We start from the raw sequence: 20,689 nt of genomic DNA on the forward strand, positions 1-20,689 counted from the left end.
CGAAACTGCGATATTCAAACTTCAGGCGTCAAGCACTGAAGCTCTTTTTATGCATGTCGTTATCCCGGAACCGCTGCACACTTCCGGGCGACATGCACTAGCGGTGACGCGGCTTGGAAGAGGCCTCCCAGGCGCCGCCGATATCGGCCATCTGGACCTCGATGCATTCGACATCGAGCGCGATCGAGGCCGTGCCGGACAGCGACAGCTCGACCGTACCATCCGGCCCCTCGCCCTTCGGCTCGAAGCGCAGCGCCAGCAGTGACAGCACCTCGTCGCGTTTGCCACGATCGATGCCGAGCGACCGGACGGCCAGCACACGCTTGAAGACCAGGGCGGCACGGCGGCGCTCGAAACCGCGGCGCTTGCGCTCGGCACCTTCCCAGACGAAACGATTGACGGCAAGGGCGAACTGCGCGTCGCGCGGCGACCAGTCGATGTCTCCGACCTTGAAGACACTGTCCTGCATATGCGCGGAAACGACCGCAAGGTCCTCGTCATCGAGCGCAATAAGCTTCAGGTCGGTCATTCAGCCTCATCCCCCGCGGGCACCGCCGGAATGGCGATGCGTCAGAAGGGAAATAAGATGCCGCAGCGGATTACGCAACCGGGATAAGGGCGCGTTTACTCGCTGATGCGCTCGACGATGGCGCCGCAGCGGGTCAGTTTCTCCTCGAGCCGCTCGAAACCGCGATCGAGGTGGTAGACGCGCGACACCGTGGTTTCGCCCTCGGCGGCAAGGCCGGCGATGACGAGCGAAACCGAGGCACGCAGGTCGGTCGCCATGACGGGCGCGCCGCGCAGGCGCTGGACACCTTCGATCTTTGCCGTCTGGCCGGAGAGCGAGATCCTGGCGCCGAGGCGAGCAAGCTCCTGCACATGCATGAAACGGTTTTCGAAGATGGTCTCGGTGACGTGCGAGACGCCGGAAGAACGGGTCATCAGCGCCATGAACTGCGCCTGCAGATCGGTGGGGAAGCCGGGGAAGGGATCGGTGACGATATCGACCGGCTTGATGCCGGCGCCGTTGCGCTTGATGCGCATGCCGTTGTTGGTCGACGAGATCTCCGCGCCGGCCCGGCGCAGCGTTTCCACCGCGGTCTCGAGCAGCGCCACATCGGTATTTTCGAGCACGACGTCGCCGCCGGTCATGGCGACGGCCATGGCATAGGTGCCGGTCTCGATGCGGTCCGGCAGGACGCGGTGACGGGCGCCGGAGAGCGAGGTGACGCCTTCGATGGTGATCGTCGCAGTCCCCGCGCCCGTGATCTTGGCGCCCATGGCGTTCAGGCAGTTGGCGAGATCGGCCACTTCGGGCTCGCGGGCGGCATTGCCGATAACCGTCGTGCCGCGGGCAAGCGTTGCCGCCATCATCATCACATGGGTGGCGCCGACGGAGACCTTCGGGAAGGTGTAGCGCGCGCCGATCAGGCCGCCGGCCGGTGCCTTGGCGTTGATATAACCGGCATCGATGTCCATCGTCGCGCCGAGCGCCGTCAGGCCTTCGATGAAGAGATCGACGGGGCGGGTGCCGATGGCGCAGCCGCCCGGCAGCGAGACGCGGCAATGGCCTTCGCGCGCGAGCAGCGGGCCGATGACCCAGAAGGAGGCGCGCATCTTCGAGACCAGCTCATAAGAGGCTGTCGTATCGACGATGGTGCGGCAGGTGAAATGGATCGTGCGGGCGTAGGAATCTTCCTGGCGCTCGCGGCGGCCGTTGACGGCGACATCGACGCCATGATTGCCGAGGATGCGCATCAAGAGTTCGACATCGGCCAGATGCGGCACGTTTTCGAGCGTCAGCGTATCGCTGGTCAGAAGCGAGGCGATCATCAGCGGCAGTGCGGCATTCTTGGCGCCGGAAATCGGAATGATGCCATTCAGCTCATTACCGCCGACGATTCTGATACGATCCATGTGCGCTTACGGGCAGCGCCCGCCTTTCCTGAAAGTTCTGCCTTGGAATAAGGAGTGGAGTGTTTAGGGGATTTCTGACGACGCTTCAATTCGTCCGGGACGGAACATTACGATTCGTCCATTTTTGCGGCGGGCAGTCCATTTGTTTCGTCGGCCTGGCCCGAACGGCGGGCGCGCACCTGCTGTTTGCGTCGCCCCAGATTTTCCCTGAGCTTTTCAGCGGCGCGCTCGCGACGCAGTTTCGCCTGTGCCTCGATTGCCTCTTTGCGGCTCTGCTGGCCGGTTTCGGTCTTGTCGTTCATGCCAAAAGGATTAGCCGAATTCGCGCCAATCCAAAAGGCCCTTGCACGGCAATCCACGCGAAGTTGGAATTTGCTGCTTGCGCTTGCCGTCAAGCTGTGGCAATAGCCGCCCCGTTCCCGCGATTGAGCCCCGGCTCGCGCGGATCTGGTCCTGCTGCCGTAGCTCAGTGGTAGAGCACACCCTTGGTAAGGGTGAGGTCGGTGGTTCAATCCCACTCGGCAGCACCAGTTTTCTTTCAGTATTAGGAATCATTTTGCTCACTCGGTGAGGCCAGCCCCTCGTCCGGCTGCCGCCACCTTCTCCCCGTAAACGGGGCGAAGGGACCCGGCCGCACGCTCTCCGTTTCACCAACCTCTCGCAGGGCAGCCATCTGACGAGAGCCGGGAAGGCCATGCAGGCTGACATTTCGTCTCATCAGCAATAATCGATTCACCATTGTTGGCCGCAAAAATCGCGCTAGAATGCCTATCATGGCGGAGTCTCCCCGGAGGAACTGGGAGATACTGCACGTCGTTTCTGTCGACAATCGTGGAGGAGTATCGATGGCAACTGAAAGATGGAACAGCCCGGTCAAGGTCGGTTTCGAAGGTGCCGATGCGCGAACGGTCAATGGTCCGTTCGATGCGCTGAAGTGCCTGGCGGATCTCTGGCCGAGTATGCGCGGGCTTCGTTACATCAAGGCCCGCAGCGCCTGCCGGGCAGCGCTCGACGGGCGCAAGAGCGTGGAAGAAGCAAGAGCCGAGTTCCTGGCGGCGGCCGAAGAGGCGAAGCTGAAGCTGCATTGAACTGGCGCATAATCCTTTCCGAAAATCGATTCCGATTTTCGGGGTTATGCGCTGCACTTCGGTCGGGATTTCCAGGTCACTTCAGGTCGTTCGTAAACGGAACGTGCCGGAACGGAACAATGTTTTAATTTTGCTTAACCCTGCATCGAACTCGCGCCGGGTTTTGGTGCAACAGGTGTTGCGCCTGGTACAGGTGTCTTCATAGAAGATGCCCAGCCATCATGATGATGGTTAGAGGCTCGTACCCTTAGCGGAGACGCAGGCGAGCCTCGTCCGAGCAAGTCCTCATGTTTTCAGCAGTCCGCGCCGCCCTCGTCCTCGACCTCGACATAACCGACGCCGATGATCGTACCGTCCGCCGCGCGGATGAAGGAGGGGAGATAGTGGGGCTCTACCGGCTGGCAGGCGACGGCCCCGGTATATTCGTTGAGGGCGATCTGGTCCTTCGGCAGAGCGGAATAATTCGTGCCGGTTTCCAGCGAGGCATGGGCGGAGCCGGCAAGGACACCGCCTGTAATCAAGGTCATTGCAGAGATGCGAAGAAGCGACTGCATGAGGGTCTCCAGCGTTTGGGTCCGGCCTTTCAACCCGCGGAGGGCATTTTGGTTCCCTTCATGCGTCGCAAGACATGAGGGCGCGCGGGCCGGCTAGCGTCGCAGCAGGCGACCGCGCACATGGCCTCGGCCGACGATGCTCTCGGCGATCTCGACGGCCCGCTCGACATCACCGCGCCGGCGCACGAAACCTTCCAGGACGACATAGGCGCCCGATATGCTGACGATGATGTCCGCCGCTTCGATATCGCCGGCCGCATGAAGGGCGCTTTCCACCGAAGCGCGCGTCGCCGCATCGCTGTGGCCCTGCCGGCCGGACTCCTCATGGTCGGTGAATGCTGGAAATCCGAGCACCGTGGCCGTCTCCTGATGTTGGTAGATATCGGTTAACGCCGCGGCGAGGCATTTCGTTGCGGCCGGGTGGACAGCCCTTGGCGAAAGACGCGGCGATTTCCATATCTGGCTGCAGTCGAAAGAGGGATGAAGACGATGAAAGCGCTTCTATCAGCCTTGTTAACCGCGGCCTTGCTTGCCGGCTGCTCCTCGGCCGATAGCCCGGCGCTGGAGCCCATTCCGGGCAGCATTACCTATGGCGGCCAGCCGCGAACGAAGCTCACCAAGTCGCCGGTCGGCAGCGCCGTCTACAACCAGTTCTACAACGAGACGGGCCAGCGCGTGGAGGAAACCTATATTCTTCAGCCGGACCGCAGCCTGAAACTGGTGCGGCGTGTCGTCGGCCCGGATTTCCCCGACTGAGGCTGCCGTCACGCCACAACGCTTGACAGCGAGGGCAATCGCGAACATTCAAGGAACATCTAATCTTTCCCCAGTGATTCTGCGGGAGCCCGACCGGACGGCTGGATGTACCTCGAAAAGCTCAATCCGCAGCAGCGCATGGCCGTCGAGCACGGCACGCTCACCGATGGCAGCCATATTGCCGGGCCGCTGCTGGTCATTGCCGGCGCCGGCTCCGGCAAGACGAATACGCTGGCGCATCGGGTCGCCCATCTGATCGTCAAGGGCGCCGATCCCCGCCGCATCCTGCTGATGACCTTCTCGCGCCGGGCAGCCGCCGAGATGGCGCGGCGCGTCGAGCGCATCTGCCGCGATGTGCTTGGTGCCAATGCCGGCGTCATGGCCGACACGCTTTCCTGGTCGGGCACCTTCCACGGCATCGGCGCGCGGCTGTTGCGCGATTACGCCCAGCAGATCGGCCTCGATCCGGATTTCACCATCCACGACCGCGAAGATAGTGCCGACCTGATGAACCTCATCCGGCACGACCTCGGCTTCTCCAAGACGGAAAGCCGCTTTCCCACGAAGGGCACCTGTCTTGCCATCTATTCCCGAGCGGTGAATTCGGAAACCGCGCTCGATCTCGTGCTGCGCGACGCCTTTCCCTGGTGCGCGGCGTGGGACAAACAGCTGCGCGAACTTTTCGCCTGTTACGTCGAGTCCAAGCAGAGCCAGAACGTGCTCGACTACGACGACCTGCTGCTTTACTGGGCGCAGATGGTCGGCGAGACTGTCATTGCCGAGGATATCGGCGATCGTTTCGACCATGTGCTCGTCGACGAATATCAGGACACCAACCGGCTGCAGGCCTCGATCCTCATGGCGCTGAAGCCCGGCGGCCAGGGGTTGACCGTCGTCGGCGACGATGCGCAGTCGATCTATTCCTTCCGTGCCGCGACGGTGCGCAATATCCTCGATTTTCCCGCCGCCTTCAGCCCGGCCGCCGATATCGTCACGCTCGACCGCAACTACCGCTCGACGCAGCCGATCCTTGCGGCCGCCAACGCTGTCATCGATCTTGCCTCGGAGCGCTTTACCAAGAATCTCTGGACCGAGCGGCAATCGTCCGAGCGGCCGCGCCTGGTGACGGTGCGCGACGAGGCCGAGCAGGCGCGCTACGTTGCCGACATGGTGCTCGACAACCGCGAAGAAGGTCTCAAGCTCAAGCAGCAGGCCGTGCTGTTCCGCGCCTCGCATCACAGCGGGCCGCTTGAGGTCGAGTTGACCCGGCGCAACATTCCCTTCGTCAAGTTCGGAGGGCTGAAGTTTCTCGACAGCGCGCATGTCAAGGACATGCTGGCTGCGCTGCGCTTCGCGCAGAACCCGCGCGACCGGGTGGCGGGCTTCCGTCTGATGCAAATCCTGCCGGGCGTCGGGCCATCGACGGCGCAGAAGGCGCTCGACCTGATGGCCGAGGATGCCAGCCCGTTATCCGCGCTTGCCGCCATGCCGGCGCCGCCGCGCTCCGGCGAGGACTGGACTGATTTCGTTTCGATGCTGCAGGAGCTGAAGACCGGCAAGGCCGGCTGGCCGGCGGAAATCGGTCTGGCGCGGCAATGGTACGTGCCGCATCTGGAACGGCTGCATGAGGACGCCGCGACGCGGCAGGCCGATCTGCTGCAGCTCGAGCAGATCGCCAGCGGTTATGCCTCACGCGAGCGTTTCCTCACCGAGCTCACCCTCGACCCGCCGGATGCGACCAGCGACCAGGCGGGCGTGCCGCTCCTCGACGACGATTATCTCATCCTGTCGACCATCCACTCCGCCAAGGGCCAGGAATGGACGCGGGTCTTCATGCTGAACGTCGTCGACGGCTGCATTCCGAGCGATCTCGCCGTCGGCGCCAGCGCCGAAATCGAGGAGGAACGCCGGCTGCTCTATGTCGCGATGACGCGGGCGAGAGACGGCCTCGATCTGGTCGTGCCGCAACGCTTCTTCACCTATGGGCAGAATTCGCAGGGCGACCGGCATGTCTATGCCTCACGCAGCCGCTTCATTCCCGCGACACTGCTGCAGTTCTTCGAGGCCTGCAGCTGGCCGCAGGTGAAATCGCAGACCGCCGCTCAAGCGCAGGCACGGCAGGTGCGCATCGATGTCGGCGCCCGCATGCGCGGCATGTGGCGATAGGCCCAGAGCAGTTCAGAGCGAAAGCGGCGGCTCGGCCGGTTTCAGGAAATGCTCGATTGTTGCGGCCTGCACGGCCTCGACTGACGCGGGCGACCATTTCGGATTGCGGTCCTTGTCGATGACGGCGGCGCGGATGCCTTCGAAGAAGTCCGGATTATCCAGCATCTGCAGGCAGGCGCCGAGTTCGCGGCCGAGGCATTCGGCGAGCGAGGCGCTGCGACGGCCGGCCCTGAGCAGCCGCAAAGCGAGCTTCAGGCTGGTCGGTGACCGCGTCAGCAGCACCCGCCGCGTCTCGGCGGCGAAGTCGCCCTCCTCCCCGGCAAGGGCGGCCAGGATCTCCTCGACGCTGTTGAAACGGAAGGCGCGATCGATCATCGCCGCATTCTGCCTGAGCCGGCTTTCTCCTGGAGACTCGGAAAGCGCCTGCAAGACGGCATCGACATCGCCGGACGAACTGCCGCGCGGCAGGGTCGACAGAGCATCGATCACCGCGCCGAGCCGCGACGAGGCGATCTGCAGGTCGGCGAGGCGGGCATGGATGGCATCGGCGGCACCGATATCGAGGCCGGTCAGGGCGAGCCATGTTCCGGCTTCGCCGGGGCTACGCGGCAGCAGCCAGGTGGCGCCGACATCGGGGACATAGCCGATGCCGGTTTCGGGCATGGCAAGCCGCGTGCGCTCGGTAACGATGCGGTGGCGGCCGTGCGACGACAGGCCGACGCCGCCGCCCATGGTGATGCCGTCCATCAGCGCGACATAGGGTTTGGGGTAGGAGGCGATTAGATGGTTGAGGCGGAATTCCTCGCGCCAGAAGCTTGCCGCCAGGCCATCGCCGGCGCGGGCGCTCTCATGCAGGGCGCGGATATCGCCGCCGGCGCAGAAGCCGCGTTCGCCCTCGCCCATGGCCACGACGCTTGCCACCTCGGAATCCCCGGCAAAAGCCTGCAACGCCTCGGTGATCGCGCGGATCATCGGCAGCGTCAGGCTGTTCAGTGCCCGCGGCCGGTTGAGCCGGATCACGCCTGCGGTGCCCCGCCGTTCAATGATGACTTCGCCGTCCTGCATGGTTCACCTCCTCGGTTACGACCATGAATAGACGACGATCCAGCTTCACTCCAGTCGCTTTGCGACCGGTCGCGGATTTGATTGTTCAGGCAGACAGTGAATTGCGGGCGGAGGCCGCGGCATCGCACCTTGCGGCGTAGTCGATGGCAAGCTCCAGCGGCAGCGGCCGCGAGAAATGATAGCCCTGCGCCAGGCGAACGCCCATCGCCTTCAATCCTTCGGCGATCTCTTCGCTTTCGACGCCTTCGGCGACGGAGGCAATGCCGAGATTCTGGCAGAGATTGGCGACCGAGCGGGTGATGTTCATGCAACGAGCGTCGCGATCGAAATTCATCACGAAGGCCTTGTCGATCTTCAGCTTGTCGAAGCCGAGACGGTGGATATGGCTGAGGCTCGAATAGCCGGTGCCGAAATCGTCGAGCGCGATCGAGATGCCGGCGGCGCGCAGCATTGATATCACCTGATCGGCGGTGTCGAAATCGGAGAGCAGTGCGGTCTCGGTGATCTCGAATTCGATGCGCTTCGGATCGATGCCGGAGCGAGTGATCATGGCAAGCAGCGCCATCGAGGTCTCGTGGTCGCAGATATCGCGCGCCGAGAGATTGAAGGACAGCCTGAGATGCCTGGGAATGATCGCCAGCGCTTCGAGCGCCTTGGCGAAGAGGATGCGGGTCATGCGGCCGATGACCGCTGTGCGCTCGGCAGCGGGAATGAAGGCTTCCGGACTGATGCGGCCGAAGCGGGCACTGTCCCAGCGGGCGAGCGCCTCGTAGCCGACGACGCGGCCGCTCCTCAATTCGACGATCGGCTGATAGTCCAGTTTCAATTCCTTGGCGAAGTCGTTCGCCTGCAGTTCGAGTTCGATCAGGTGGCGCTGCGTCAGGATCTTCTCGTGGTCGGGCGAGAAGAATTCGACGCCGCTGCTGCGCTTGCTCTTGACCTGGTAAAGAGCGAAGTCCGCTTTCTCGTAGAGATCCTCGGCCGTGTACTCGCCGATATCGGGATAGACGATGCCGCAGGAACCGAAGACGCGGACCGAGCCGTCGGGGATTTCGTAAGGTTCGCGGACGGCGGCGCAGAGCGCCTGGCCGAGATCGGCGATCGCCTGGCGCGTCATCGAACAGGGGAAGATGATGCCGAACTCATCGCCGCCGAGACGGGAGACGATGCCCTCTTCGCCGACCAGCGCGACGAAGCGGCGGGCCGTCTCCTTGAGCACGAGATCGCCCGCAGCATGGCCGAAGACGTCATTGACGGGCTTGAAGCCGTCGAGATCGAGAATGCCGAGGACGGGCGGCGCGGACGGGTCCTTCTGCAGCCGTTTCTCCAGCGAGAGAAAGAAGCTGCGGCGGTTGGCAAGGCCGGTCAGCTGGTCATGCAGCGCGTTGCGGCTGTTGACGAGGTTCAGTTCCTCGGCCTCCGCCTGCTTCTGCTTCAGCTCCTCGGTCAATTGCACGAGGCCGACGAAATTCTGGAAATAGCTGTTGATCACCCTGAGGAAGGGCAAGATCAGGAACAGGCCGCTGACGGCGGTGGCGACGAAAACGGGATTGCCCGAGAACATGAAGGTCGCAATCATGGCCGAGAAGGTGATCACCGTGGTCAGTGCCGCCGCCATCGGCAGGTGCATCAGGCAAAAGATGCAGGAGATGCCGGTGACGACGAGGAAATAGGCGATCTGGCCCTGCTGGGAGGCGTCGCCATATTGATAAAGCGCGATCGCCCAGCCGCCGAAGGCGAAAGTCAGGACGCCGGCCCCGACCATTGTCACCTTCATCAGCTTATAGGCCCGTTCGGCGGTGACGTTTTCCTTGCCCCGGATCTCCCACCAGCAGAGACGGAAGACGCAGAGGACACTCAAGGCGACGGGAATGTAGAGCGAAAGCCAGAGGGGTGCGGATTTGAGGTGAGTGATCGCCACCGCAAGGGCGTTGATGATCAGGAGGACGTAGAGAATGGGGATCTGTGACGACAGGGCCCGAAACTGCGCCGTCAGAAGCGTCGGATTGTCCTTTTGCAGCTGCAATGCGGCCAGAAATTTCTTCATCTTCTCTTTTCCGTTGGCCCGAGCCAGCCAGAGAAAGCCTGATTTTTCCTTATTCACGTAACGGCATGCGACCCCGCAGGCGGGGGATATAAACAGGCTATTGCATCACTCCTTCAATCGAGATCGATTGAAGGAGTGATGCAGCAGTTCAAAGTGCTACAGCGTCCTGCGCGTCTGAAAAGGCGCGCGGCGCTGTCATGCGCCGCTCAGAACGACGCGGCGGCGAGTGCCCGGTGGATACTCTGCAGATCGTCGACACCCTTGTTCGACAGGAACAGTTCCCAATCAAGCGAGCTCTGGACGATGGTTTCCAGCGAATCGTATCTGGGCTTCCAATCGAGCACCTGCCTTGCGAGCGACGCGTCTGCGACGACGCTGGCGGAATCGCCGGCGCGCCGCGGCGCCATGTGGATCTTGAAGGAATGGCCGTGCAGGCGGGTGACCATGTTCAGCACGTCGAGCACGGAATAGCCGCTGCCATAACCGCAATTGGCGACGAGCGAGCCCCTGTCCTTGCGCAGATGCTGCAGCGCTTTCAGATGAGCATCCGTAAGATCGCTGACATGGATGTAGTCGCGCACGCCGGTGCCGTCATGCGTGGGATAGTCGATGCCGTAGACATGGACGCTGTCGCGCTTGCCGAGCGCTGCCTCGCAGGCGACCTTGATGAGATGCGTGGCGCCTGAGGTCGACTGGCCGGCACGGTGGTGCGGATCGGCGCCGGCGACGTTGAAATAGCGAAGCGCGACATAGTTGAAATCATAGGCGGCGGCGGCATCGCGCAGCATGAATTCGGTCATCAGCTTCGACTGGCCGTAAGGATTTTCCGGATTGAGGGAGGCAGTCTCCTTCACCGGCAGGTCCGACTTTTGCTGACCGTAGACGGCCGCCGTCGAGGAGAAGACGAAATTGCGGATACCGGCCTTGACCGAAGCGCTCAGCAGCGCCCGGGTCTTGCCGGAATTGTTGTCGTAATAGGAAAGCGGATCGGCGACGGAGACCGGGACGACGGCGGAGCCGGCGAAATGGATGATCGCCTCGATGTCGTTTTCGATGAAGATCTTCTTCAATATGTCGGGATCGGCAATGTCGCCGAGATAGAAACGCGCCGCCGGCGCCACGGCCCAGCGAAAGCCCGTCGAGAGGCGGTCGAGCACGACCACATCCTCGTCCGCATCGAGCAGCGCCCAAACCATGTGACTGCCGATATATCCGGCCCCGCCCGTCACCAAAACCGCCATGTCCCGCATCCCTGCTTTCGTTTTTATAAGCAGGGGCATCAGGCGCCGGTTTTTCTTTCCAATTTTCTTATCGAATGGCCGTTCGAGGGCCTTTGAACCGGTATGTTTGGAGTCGTGGTTAGAGGCCGATTTCGGGCATTGCTAGAGTTTTATCGATCCGGCGATTCCGGCACAAAATCGACTTGGCCGGCCACCAGATGGGGTCTCGTGGCCAATGTTGGTCAGAGCTTGAGGATATAGTCGCAGAGACGCTCGGCGGCGACCGCCACCTGGGCTGGGTCACGCAGGAAACAGGCGCGCAGAAAGAGTTCGCCGCCGGGGCCGAAAGCGGTGCCGGGGGCAAGGCCGACGCCTGTCTTGTCGACGATATCGAGCGCAGCCCTGCGGCTGTCAGTGACGCCGTCGATCTTCAGGAAGGCGTAAAGCGCACCATCCGGCTTCAGCGTCTCGACGCGGTTGGTGGCAACGAGCGCATCGCAGAGAATATCGCGGGAACGGGCCGCCTTGGCGATATTGGCGAGCACGAAATCGTCGCCTTCATTGAGGGCTGCGACCGCGCCCTTCTGCATGAACTGCGCCACGCCCGATGTCGAATACTGGATCAGGTTTTCGAGCACCTGGCCCATCTCTGGGGGTGCGACGATCCAGCCGACGCGCCAGCCGGTCATCGACCAGTTCTTCGAGAAGGAATTGACGAAGATGACCTTGTCATCAGGCTCCATCACGTCGAGGAAAGAGGGCGCACGGCCGCCTGGAAAATAATAGAGGGCATAGATCTCATCCGCCATGATCCAGAGGTCGTGCTTGCGGGCCAGCGCCAGGAGATCACCAAGATCCTTCCTGGTTGCCGTCCAGCCTGTCGGGTTCGACGGCGTGTTGATGAACAGCCCCCTGGTCTTCGGCGTGATCGCGGCTTCGATGCGGTCAAGATCGACCGCCCATTTGCCGCCTTCGAACTGCAGCTGAACGCCGACCGAGCGTGCGCCCGCGATCTCGAGGGCGGCGGCGATATTCGGCCAGGCGGGGGTGAGGTAAATCATTTCGTCGCCCGGCGAGGTCAGAGCCTGCACGCTGATCTGGATCGCCTGCATGCCGGAGCCGGCGACATAGAAATGCTCGACCGGAAGCCGGATTCCGAAATGTCTGCTGTAATAATCCGAAAGCGCCTGGCGAAGCTCCGGAATGCCGCGCTGCCAGGTGTAGAAGGTCTCGCCGGCCGCCAGCGCATCCATCGCCGCCTTGCTGATGAAATCCGGCGTCGGCAGGTCACCTTCCCCCACCCAGAGCGGCAGCAGGCCCTCACGGCCACGGGCATAATTGACGACTTCGACGATCCCGCTTTCGGGCGCCGCTACGGCGCGCGGGCTAAGGCTGCTCAAGATCGACATGCATATCTCCGGTTTTCGCCTTCATAGAGGATTTGCGTCGGCAAATCCCATGATATCCAGTGATGGCATATCGATTTTGGTGATGAATGAGCCCGGCCGGGACGGACGGGCTCCAGCCGATCAAGCCGTCGGGCGCTTGGCCAACAGATCGCGGATTTCCGTCAGCAGCTGCACGTCTGCGGGCGGCGGAGGCAATTCTTCCGGTGCGGCCTTTTCCTGGCGCTCGACCTGGGCACGCAGGATATTCACGCCCTTGACCATCAGGAAGATGATCCAGGCGAGGATCAGGAAATTGATGAGGACGGTGAGGAAACTGCCATAGGCAAACACCGCTCCCTGCGCACGGGCGGCCGCAAGCGACGGCGCGTTGACGGCCGACGACAGCGGCAGGAAATAATTCGAAAAATCGAAGCCGCCGAAAATGGCGCCGACGATCGGCATGATAAGGTCGTCGACCAGCGATTTGACGATGCCGCCGAAGGCGCCGCCGATGATGACGCCGACGGCAAGATCCATGACATTGCCGCGGGCGATAAAGGCCTTGAACTCATTGAGCATCGGATCCGTCTCCCTTCGATGCATTTCAAAGATATCCAACTGAATTTATTAGCTACATCTTCATTGCAATTAATCAATCGGCAATCGCAATTATTCGGCAATACCCCCCGCGGTCTTTGACTTAAGGCCTAGACGGCGAGGAATTTTCAAAGCGTCTGAAATAACTTAAGCTGACCAATGTTGCGGGAGGTCCCGGCGGGTTTCCGCCGGCGGAGGGTCAATGCTTCCAGGCTGGGTCATATTCGCGTCTGCCTTCGGCTATCTGCTCCTGCTTTTTGCCGTGGCAAGCTATGGCGACCGCAAGAACCGCAGCCAGGGCACGCTTGATCGCGGCCCGGGCACGCTCGGCCCGGGCACGCTGGAAGGCGGATGGCCGGTGGTCTATGCGCTGAGCCTTGCGATCTACTGCACCTCCTGGACCTATTTCGGCAGCGTCGGGCTTGCGGCGCAGCGCGGGTTGGAGTTTGCCGGCATCTATATCGGCCCGATCCTGGTCTTCACGCTCGGCATGCCGCTGCTTCGCCGCATCATCGAACTCGCCAAGGCGGAGAAGCTCACCTCGGTTGCCGATTTCGTCGCCGCACGCTACGGCAAGAACCCGACGGTCGCCACCATCGTCGCGCTGATCTCGCTGATCGGCACCATTCCCTATATCGCGCTGCAACTGAAAGCGATTTCGAGCACGGTCGGCGCCATGGTCAATCCGTCCGATTACGGCATCGGCAGCGGCAATCTCTATTTCCTCGACCTGCCGCTCCTCGCAACGCTGGTGCTTGCCTGCTTCGCCATCATGTTCGGCACGCGGCATACGGATGCGACGGAACACCAGGACGGCCTGATCCTCGCCGTCTCGATGGAATCCGTCGTCAAGCTCGTCGCCTTCCTGACGGCCGGCATCTGCGTCATCTGGTTTCTCTTCGACGGCCCGGCCGATCTCTGGCAGAAGACCGTCGACAATGAGCTGGTCATGTCGGCGCTCAATTACCATACGCCGATCAGCCGCTGGATCACCCTGATCCTGTTGTCGGCCTTCGCGATCATCCTGCTGCCGCGGCAATTCCACGTGACGGTCGTTGAAAACCGGACGCCGAAACAGCTGAAACTCGCCGGCTTCCTGTTTCCCACCTATCTCATCGCCATCAATCTCTTCGTGCTGCCGGTGGCGATCGGCGGGCTCCTGACCTTCGGCGGCGCCGGCAATGCCGATTTCTATATGCTGTCGCTGCCACTTGCCGGCCAGATGCCGGTCATTTCGCTGATCATCTTCATCGGCGGCTTTTCGGCCGCGACGGCGATGGTCATCGTCGATTCCGTGGCGCTGTCGATCATGGTGTCGAACGACATCATCATGCCGATTTTCCTCCGCCGCAAACTCGCCGGCCGCGCCAGCCAGCGCGACGATTTCGCCAAGACGCTGCTGAACATCCGCCGCAGCGCCATCTTCGCCGTGCTGCTCTTCGGCTATGCCTATTATCGTTCGACCGACAGCACCGCCGGCCTTGCCTCGATCGGCCTGCTTTCCTTTGCCGCGATCGCGCAGATCGCCCCTGCCCTGATCGGCGGGCTGATCTGGCGGCGGGCGAATGCGCGCGGCGCGATCCTCGGGCTGACCTCCGGCTTCACCATCTGGGTGTACCTCTTGTTCCTGCCCTCGCTCGGCGGACCTGATTATTCCTATGTGGCGAGCGCCGTGCTCGGCTTCATCTTTCCCGGGACCACCTTGTTCACCGCAGCCGACGCCGATCCGCTCGTCAATGCGACTGTCATGAGCCTGCTCGTCAACACCGCCTTCTTCATCGTCGGCTCGCTCACCCGCAATGCCAGGCCGCTGGAGCGCATTCAGGCCGGCATCTTCGTCAAGCGGCATTCGCGCTCGCAATTTGCCACGCGCGGCTGGAAGACCCGTATCAGCGTCGGCGACCTCAAAGCGGCGATTTCGCGTTATCTCGGCGAAGAGCGCATGCAACGCTCGCTCACCACCTATGAACAAAGCTCCGGCCGCAAGCTGGAGGACGAGCAGCCGGCCGATATGGCGCTCATCCATTTCAGCGAACAGCTGCTCGGCAGTGCCATCGGCTCGTCCTCGGCCCGGCTGGTGCTGTCCTTGATCCTGCAGAAGATCGAAGATGCCTCTTCCGATACCGCCTGGCTGCTCGACCAGGCGAGCGAGGCGCTGCAATATAACCAGGACATGCTGCAGACGGCGCTGTCGCAGATGGACCAGGGCATTGCGGTCTTCGACAGTTCCAACCGGCTGACGATCTGGAACCGGCGCTTCCGGCAATTGCTGGATCTGCCGGAAAGTGCCGGCCAGGTCGGCTTTCCCCTGTCCGAGATCGTCACCACGCTCAGCCAGCGCGGCGATATCGCGCCCGGCGATCTCAGCCAGACGGTGCGGCATTTCCTGACGCTCGACAAACCCTTTTCGCTGGTGCTTGACGGCGGCGAGCGGATCATCGAAGTGCGCTCCAACGCCATGCCGGACAAGGGCATCGTCGCCACCTTCACCGACATCACTCAGCGCGTCACTGCCGACCAGGCGCTGAAACAGGCGAACGAGACGCTGGAGCAGCGCGTCGCCGAACGCACGGCCGAGCTGACCCGCGTCAACCGCGAACTCGGCGAGGCACGCGCCGCCGCCGACGAGGCGAATATCGGCAAGACACGCTTCTTTGCGGCCGCCGGCCACGACATCCTGCAGCCACTCAATGCCGCCCGGCTTTATTCCTCGGCGCTGGTCGAGCGCATGGCGCAATCCGACAACAGCCCGATCGTGCGCAACATCGATTCGGCGCTGGAATCGGTCGAGACCATTCTCGGCGCGGTGCTCGATATTTCAAGGCTCGACACCGGCGCCATGCGGCCGCGGCTCGCCGCCGTCGCGCTCTCCGACCTGCTCAAGCGGATCGAGACCGATTTTGCGCCGATCGCGCGGGAAAAACAGCTGAAACTGGTGGTCATGCCGACGTCGCTGCGCGTCCGCTCCGACCCCAACCTCTTGCGCCGGCTGGTGCAGAACCTCGTCTCCAACGCCATCAAATACACGATCACCGGCAAGGTGCTGGTCGGCGCGCGGCGGCGCGGCAACCAGGTGATCATCCAGGTGATCGATTCCGGCATCGGCATTCCACCATCGAAATTCCGCACGGTGTTCAAGGAATTCGCGCGGCTGGACGAAGGCGCCAAAACCGCCTCAGGCCTGGGGCTCGGCCTATCGATCGTCGACCGCATCGCCCGAGTGCTCAACCATCCGGTCGAACTGCAGTCGACCCATGGCAAGGGCACGGAATTCCGCATCGCCATGCCGCTCGACGTCTCGCGCCCGGCCGCGGCCGCAGCGGCCGTCACGCCCGCCGACCGTCCGGGGCAGCCGCTGAGCGGACTGAAGATCCTCTGCATCGACAACGAGCCGAAAATCCTCGAAGGCATGCGGCTGTTGATCAGCGGCTGGGGCTGCGAGGTGGAGGCGCTGGATTGCCTCGCCGACGTGATATCAAGCGACGGCCAGGGAGGACCGCCTGACATCGTCATCGCCGATTATCATCTCGGCGACGGCACCGGCATAGCCGCCATCCTGCATCTGCGCCGGCAGTTCGGCGCCGATATCCCTGCCCTGATGATCACCGCCGACCGGACGCCGGAGGTGCGCAGCGAGGCCGAGCGATACGGCATCGCCGTTCAGCACAAACCCGTGCGGCCGGCGGCGCTGCGCGCCTATATCACCCAGATATCAGGCCTCAAGCGCGCCGCCGCTGAGTAAGAGACCGCTTACAGCGCCGCGCCCATGACACGGGCGACGAGATCGCGCACGCGTGCTGCATCCGGCACATCGCCGAACAGGATACGGTACATGATCGGCGCCACCACCTGGTCCATGACCCGGTCGACATCCGGAAAGGTCTCGCCGCGAGCCTTCGCCCTCTCGGCGATGAGACCGATCTGCTGGCGGGTAAACTCGGCGCATTTACAGGCATTTGCGCCGGCCTGCGCCGCCAGCACGTCGCGGATCATCTCGCGGCCCGGCCCGGAGGACATTTCCTCGGCATATTGCTCGGCCCAAGCCTGAAGATCGGCTCTGCCGCTGCCGGCATCGACCGGCTGCATATCCGGCCGCAGCCGATCGACGGCGACATCGGCGAGAAGTTCCTGCAGGTCGCCCCAGCGGCGATAGATGGTCGACGGCGTCACCCCCGCCTTGCCGGCGATCAGCGGGATCGTCACATCGGCACGGCTCATCTCGGCCATCAGCTCACGCACCGCCTTGTGCACCGATGCCTGGACCCTCGCGCTTCGGCCGCCCGGACGGAGATTCTCTTTCACTGTCATGCGCGCAACTTTCCCCCTTTTACGCCGATGGTTCAAAATCTTTGACAGACCTATTAATGCAAATAATTTGCTTTTACAAAATGCCGGCTCTACATAGGCTAAAGCAATGGTTTAGCTTTAAGGGGCTTATATATGGTCGCCGTCGCCAAATCCACAGAGAATTCGCCGCGCCCCTCGATCGGTTTTCATGCGCTGACGCTCGCCACCTTCTTCGGCGCCTCCGCGGCGCCGACGCCGCTCTACCGGATCTACCAGGAAAACTTCTCCGTCTCGCCGGTGCTGATCACGGTGATCTTCGCGGTCTACGCCTTCGCGCTGCTGGCGGCATTGCTGACTGCCGGTTCGATCTCGGATCATCTCGGCCGCAAGCCGGTGATCTTTTTCGCCCTGGTGCTCGAAATCATCGCCATGGGCCTCTTCGTCGTCGCCAGCGGCCCCGGCTGGCTGATTGCGGCGCGGATCGTCCAGGGGCTGGCGACCGGGATCGCCGGCGCTTCGCTCGGAGCGGCGCTCGTCGATGTCGACCGGGCCAAGGGCCAGATCGTCAACTCGATTGCGCCGCTTTCCGGCATGGCGGTGGGCGCGGTCGGCACCAGCGCCCTGATCCAATACGGCCCCTTCCCGATGCATCTGGTCTATGCGCTGCTGCTTGTCGCCTTCACGCTGCAGGCGGCCGCCATCTGGCTGACGCGCGAGAGCGGGGCAACGCGACCCGGCGCGCTCGGCTCGCTGATCCCACGGGTCACCGTTCCGCCGCAGGTGAAACGGCCGCTCTCCCTGGTGACGCCGATCAACATCGCCAACTGGACGCTTGCCGGCTTCTATCTCTCCCTGGTGCCGTCGTTGGTCGCCACCACCACCGGCAGCCGGGCGCCGCTGACGGGCGGGGCCGTCGTCACCGCATTGATGGTGAGCGGGGCAATCGCCGTCTATCTCAGGCGCAGCAAGACGGCCTCGGCCAATCTCGGCTTCGGCGTGTCGGCCAAGACGCTTGGCATCCTGACCGTCGTTGCCGGCGTGCATCTCGCCAATGTGCCGCTGCTGCTCATCGGCACGATTTTTACCGGCGCCGGTTTCGGCACCAATTTCCTCGGCTCGATCGGCACGATCATGCCCCTCGCCAAACCGGACGAGCGGGCCGGGCTGCTGTCGGCCTTCTACGTGCAGAGCTACCTCGCCTTCAGCCTGCCGGCGATCCTTGCCGGGTTCCTGGCGAAATCAGCCGGTTACGCACTGACAACCGACATTTATGCGACGGCAATCCTGCTGCTGATGGGCGCCGGACTGTTGAGCATTCGCGCCGACCGGCGCAGGGTGGCGGAGAGCGCCGCCTGAGGACGCAGTTCAGGGCTTGAGATCGAGCAGCGCCCGGCCGCTGCCATCCATGGCGAACGGCACCGAGGCGTGCTGGTGGGCGACCAGCCAGCGGCCATCCCGCTTGACGAGGCCCAGCGTCTGGCGAAACCAGAGATCGACTTCAGCGCCATCGGTCTTGGTTCCCGTCATGCGCATGAGGCCGCTCCAGAAAGCGACATCTTCGCCGGCCGTCAGCTTGGCATCGCGCACCTCGCCGCCGATCGGGCCTTCCCAGGTATCGAACCAGGCCTGCAGACCCGCCTCGTCCTGGCCGTAATAGGCAAGCGGCGGCGCCAGCGAAAACTCGACGGAATCCTCCACCTCGTAAGAAAGCGCGTCCTTGGCATTCTTTTCGCCCAGCGCCTTGGCGCGCATCATCAGCATGGCGATGATCGCCTCTTCCTCGATCCTGGCACTCGCTTCGTCTTTCACATCAGTTCTCCTTCTCCGTTATGGACAGAGGACGAAGGGGAGGACGACGATCCGACAGAGATGGTTCTCGGTTTGCGCAACTCCGGCAAAACTGCTGCGCAGTCTTGCTGGAATTGCTTCAGAGATAACGCGTCACTTCAGGTTCGTTCCACCAGGCATCGTGCCTGCCGTCGTAATAACGGACCGGCAGTGCTGCCAGTTCCTCAGGGGTGACATCGTCGAGGCAGGCGATGTTGATCGAGACATAGGCGCCGCCGATCGCTTCGACATAACCGTCGCCAAAAGCTGACACACCGCAGGTGCGGCAGAAGCGGTGATGACCGCTCATGGTGTTGAACTGGTAATCGGTCGTTTCCACCGGATCGCACATCAGCCGGAAATCCTCCGGCTTGACGTTGGCGCCCCAATAGCGGCGCTTGGTGCAGATCGAGCAATTGCAGCGGCCGGTGCCTTCCTCAAGGTCGATGTCCACCTCGTAGTGCACTTTGCCGCAATGGCAGCTTCCTCTGTAGGTTTTCTTCATGGCGCTCTCCTCCCTCGGCGTTGCCTTTGCCATTCCAATATGACAATATGTTGTCACTATGGATGAGATACAAAATAGACAACATGTTGTCAAACAAAATCGACCGGAGCGAACGATGGAAGGGGATGCCTTTTCCGCTTTCGCGATCACCGCCCTTCGCCTCGCCGGCCATCTGACGGCGGCCGGCGACCAGCTGGCAAAGCCGGCGGGACAAACCAGCGCACGTTGGCAGGTGCTGGCCGCAGCGCGGCGCGGCGACATGTCGGTGGCGCAGATCGCCCGCGCCCTCGGCCTCGCCCGCCAGGGCGTGCAACGGCTTGCCGATGTGCTGGAGGGCGAAGGGCTGATCGCCTATGCCGACAACCCGCAGCACCAGCGCGCCAAACTGGTGCGACTGACGGCGGAAGGGGCCGCACGGCTCGGCGTCATCGAGATCGCGCAGGCCGGATGGGCGGACGGGCTGGGTGCCGCGTTTACGGCAGCCGAGCTCGATGCGGCGCGGGCGGTGATGGCGCGGGTGATGGAGCTGCTGGAAGGTGGTGAGACGGGTGGAGGTTGAGTGGTTTAGCTGCCTTGCGAGGCTTGTTGTCGCTGGCGGCGAATTCAGTTGGTGGCGCGAAAGATTCTTTGAGGTCGTGCTGTGGCCGCAGAGGGGGTGTCGCGGATGTATTTCTTGGGAAAGGGTACAGCATCCCCCAGCCACAAACAAAAAAAGGCCGGGCTAACCCGACCTTCCCTGCTATCTCAACGAACCGTGCCAGTACATCCGTGGTCACGATCCGGAGATGATATTCAAAGCCTTAAAGGCTCAGGCCGCCTGGAGGCGGTCTGCCGACATCTTGCCGGACTTGTTGTCGCGGACGAGCTCGTAAGACAGCTTCTGGCCATCCTTGAGATCACGCATGCCAGCGCGTTCAACGGCGGAGATGTGGACGAAAACGTCGGCTGCGCCGTCATCCGGCTGAATGAAGCCGAAGCCCTTGGTTGCGTTGAACCACTTTACGGTACCAGTGCTCATGACGATATCCTTTTCGAATCGTTCATAGAAGAATGCAGCCCGGACAGATGCCCAAGCGGCGATGAAAACCGATTTTGGAGGAAGTTCGCCAGGAACGACGCTAGCGCCGTTTCAAAGTTCATCTAGCAAGATCGATGCGTGAACGTTTAATCGGGAATTGTGTCCGTGGCAAGGCCGCAACAAGGAAAAGTCGAGTTCAGCGGGTCAAGCGTTCTCTAACGTTGTGCCGCGGCAGGCCAGAGCGGGCGCCGCGG

General features: G+C 62.6%; 20 protein-coding genes and 1 tRNA gene. 7 read left to right on the plus strand and 14 right to left on the minus strand.

Annotated elements, in window-relative coordinates:
• Positions 1–97: 97 nt before the first annotated feature.
• The 3 genes from ACMUVN_RS26550 to ACMUVN_RS26560 all read right to left on the minus strand — a co-directional run bounded on the left by ACMUVN_RS26550 (position 98) and on the right by ACMUVN_RS26560 (position 2,219).
• On the minus strand, positions 98–529 hold the full coding sequence (locus tag ACMUVN_RS26550) for a DUF2948 family protein (protein ID WP_028757475.1): 432 nt from the start codon (positions 527–529) through the stop codon (positions 98–100).
• 95 nt (positions 530–624) lie between these two features.
• Positions 625–1,917, minus strand: coding sequence for a UDP-N-acetylglucosamine 1-carboxyvinyltransferase (murA, locus tag ACMUVN_RS26555; protein WP_028757476.1), 1,293 nt, complete (start codon positions 1,915–1,917; stop codon positions 625–627).
• A gap of 107 nt (positions 1,918–2,024) precedes the next feature.
• A complete protein-coding gene (locus ACMUVN_RS26560; RefSeq protein ID WP_097544972.1) occupies positions 2,025–2,219 on the minus strand; it encodes a hypothetical protein in 195 nt (64 codons plus the stop codon).
• 153 nt (positions 2,220–2,372) lie between these two features.
• Between ACMUVN_RS26560 and ACMUVN_RS26565 the strand changes: the two genes are divergently transcribed.
• Positions 2,373–2,447: transfer RNA gene (locus tag ACMUVN_RS26565), tRNA-Thr, on the plus strand.
• A gap of 315 nt (positions 2,448–2,762) precedes the next feature.
• Positions 2,763–3,005 carry a DUF982 domain-containing protein gene (locus ACMUVN_RS26570; protein WP_011650393.1) on the plus strand — a complete coding sequence of 81 codons (243 nt, stop codon included), beginning with the start codon at positions 2,763–2,765 and terminating at the stop codon, positions 3,003–3,005.
• A 293-nt stretch (positions 3,006–3,298) separates the two neighbouring features.
• Here ACMUVN_RS26570 and ACMUVN_RS26575 read toward each other — a convergent pair whose 3' ends face one another.
• Both ACMUVN_RS26575 and ACMUVN_RS26580 read right to left on the minus strand, forming a co-directional pair.
• Positions 3,299–3,559, minus strand: coding sequence for a hypothetical protein (locus tag ACMUVN_RS26575; protein ID WP_028756825.1), 261 nt, complete (start codon positions 3,557–3,559; stop codon positions 3,299–3,301).
• 93 nt (positions 3,560–3,652) lie between these two features.
• A complete protein-coding gene (locus ACMUVN_RS26580; protein ID WP_028756824.1) occupies positions 3,653–3,913 on the minus strand; it encodes a BON domain-containing protein in 261 nt (86 codons plus the stop codon).
• Between the two features lie 135 nt (positions 3,914–4,048).
• Here ACMUVN_RS26580 and ACMUVN_RS26585 point away from each other — a divergent pair, with 135 nt between their 5' ends.
• Complete coding sequence (locus tag ACMUVN_RS26585; RefSeq protein WP_028756823.1) at positions 4,049–4,315, plus strand: hypothetical protein; 267 nt, start codon at positions 4,049–4,051, stop codon at positions 4,313–4,315.
• Between the two features lie 105 nt (positions 4,316–4,420).
• Complete coding sequence (locus ACMUVN_RS26590) at positions 4,421–6,481, plus strand: ATP-dependent helicase (protein ID WP_414815669.1); 2,061 nt, start codon at positions 4,421–4,423, stop codon at positions 6,479–6,481.
• A 12-nt stretch (positions 6,482–6,493) separates the two neighbouring features.
• Here ACMUVN_RS26590 and ACMUVN_RS26595 read toward each other — a convergent pair whose 3' ends face one another.
• The 5 genes from ACMUVN_RS26595 to mscL all read right to left on the minus strand — a co-directional run bounded on the left by ACMUVN_RS26595 (position 6,494) and on the right by mscL (position 12,780).
• Complete coding sequence (locus ACMUVN_RS26595; protein ID WP_414815671.1) at positions 6,494–7,546, minus strand: enoyl-CoA hydratase/isomerase family protein; 1,053 nt, start codon at positions 7,544–7,546, stop codon at positions 6,494–6,496.
• Positions 7,547–7,631: 85 nt separating this feature from the next.
• The gene (locus ACMUVN_RS26600) at positions 7,632–9,593 is read right to left on the minus strand and encodes a putative bifunctional diguanylate cyclase/phosphodiesterase (protein ID WP_414815672.1); all 1,962 of its coding nucleotides are present in this window, start codon (positions 9,591–9,593) and stop codon (positions 7,632–7,634) included.
• Positions 9,594–9,799: 206 nt separating this feature from the next.
• Entirely contained in the window at positions 9,800–10,834 is a 1,035-nt protein-coding gene (galE, locus tag ACMUVN_RS26605) for a UDP-glucose 4-epimerase GalE (protein WP_028756819.1), read from the minus strand.
• 221 nt (positions 10,835–11,055) lie between these two features.
• Positions 11,056–12,222 (minus strand): pyridoxal phosphate-dependent aminotransferase, encoded by a 1,167-nt coding sequence (locus tag ACMUVN_RS26610; protein ID WP_028756818.1) that lies wholly within the window; start codon positions 12,220–12,222, stop codon positions 11,056–11,058.
• 120 nt (positions 12,223–12,342) lie between these two features.
• The gene (gene mscL / locus ACMUVN_RS26615; protein WP_028756817.1) at positions 12,343–12,780 is read right to left on the minus strand and encodes a large conductance mechanosensitive channel protein MscL; all 438 of its coding nucleotides are present in this window, start codon (positions 12,778–12,780) and stop codon (positions 12,343–12,345) included.
• Between the two features lie 220 nt (positions 12,781–13,000).
• On the opposite strand from mscL, the gene ACMUVN_RS26620 reads away from it, so the two are divergent.
• Positions 13,001–16,540 (plus strand): PAS-domain containing protein, encoded by a 3,540-nt coding sequence (locus ACMUVN_RS26620; protein WP_414815673.1) that lies wholly within the window; start codon positions 13,001–13,003, stop codon positions 16,538–16,540.
• A gap of 8 nt (positions 16,541–16,548) precedes the next feature.
• Here the strand turns inward: ACMUVN_RS26620 and ACMUVN_RS26625 are convergent, their stop codons facing one another.
• Positions 16,549–17,106 carry a TetR/AcrR family transcriptional regulator gene (locus ACMUVN_RS26625; RefSeq protein WP_063473919.1) on the minus strand — a complete coding sequence of 186 codons (558 nt, stop codon included), beginning with the start codon at positions 17,104–17,106 and terminating at the stop codon, positions 16,549–16,551.
• Positions 17,107–17,238: 132 nt separating this feature from the next.
• Between ACMUVN_RS26625 and ACMUVN_RS26630 the strand changes: the two genes are divergently transcribed.
• A complete protein-coding gene (locus ACMUVN_RS26630) occupies positions 17,239–18,441 on the plus strand; it encodes an MFS transporter (RefSeq protein ID WP_028756814.1) in 1,203 nt (400 codons plus the stop codon).
• A 9-nt stretch (positions 18,442–18,450) separates the two neighbouring features.
• On the opposite strand, the gene ACMUVN_RS26635 is transcribed toward ACMUVN_RS26630, so the two are convergent.
• Both ACMUVN_RS26635 and ACMUVN_RS26640 read right to left on the minus strand, forming a co-directional pair.
• Positions 18,451–18,894 carry a nuclear transport factor 2 family protein gene (locus ACMUVN_RS26635; RefSeq protein WP_028756813.1) on the minus strand — a complete coding sequence of 148 codons (444 nt, stop codon included), beginning with the start codon at positions 18,892–18,894 and terminating at the stop codon, positions 18,451–18,453.
• A gap of 118 nt (positions 18,895–19,012) precedes the next feature.
• Positions 19,013–19,417, minus strand: a complete 405-nt coding sequence (locus ACMUVN_RS26640; protein ID WP_028756812.1) for a GFA family protein — start codon at positions 19,415–19,417, stop codon at positions 19,013–19,015.
• Positions 19,418–19,475: 58 nt separating this feature from the next.
• On the opposite strand from ACMUVN_RS26640, the gene ACMUVN_RS26645 reads away from it, so the two are divergent.
• A complete protein-coding gene (locus tag ACMUVN_RS26645) occupies positions 19,476–19,976 on the plus strand; it encodes a MarR family winged helix-turn-helix transcriptional regulator (RefSeq protein WP_028756811.1) in 501 nt (166 codons plus the stop codon).
• A gap of 249 nt (positions 19,977–20,225) precedes the next feature.
• Here the strand turns inward: ACMUVN_RS26645 and ACMUVN_RS26650 are convergent, their stop codons facing one another.
• Entirely contained in the window at positions 20,226–20,435 is a 210-nt protein-coding gene (locus ACMUVN_RS26650; RefSeq protein ID WP_003545273.1) for a cold-shock protein, read from the minus strand.
• Between the last annotated feature and the right edge of the window lie 254 nt (positions 20,436–20,689).

The sequence above is a fragment of the Rhizobium sp. IY2 genome (genome assembly GCF_047532935.1).
In the GTDB taxonomy this organism is placed as follows: domain Bacteria; phylum Pseudomonadota; class Alphaproteobacteria; order Rhizobiales; family Rhizobiaceae; genus Rhizobium; species Rhizobium anhuiense.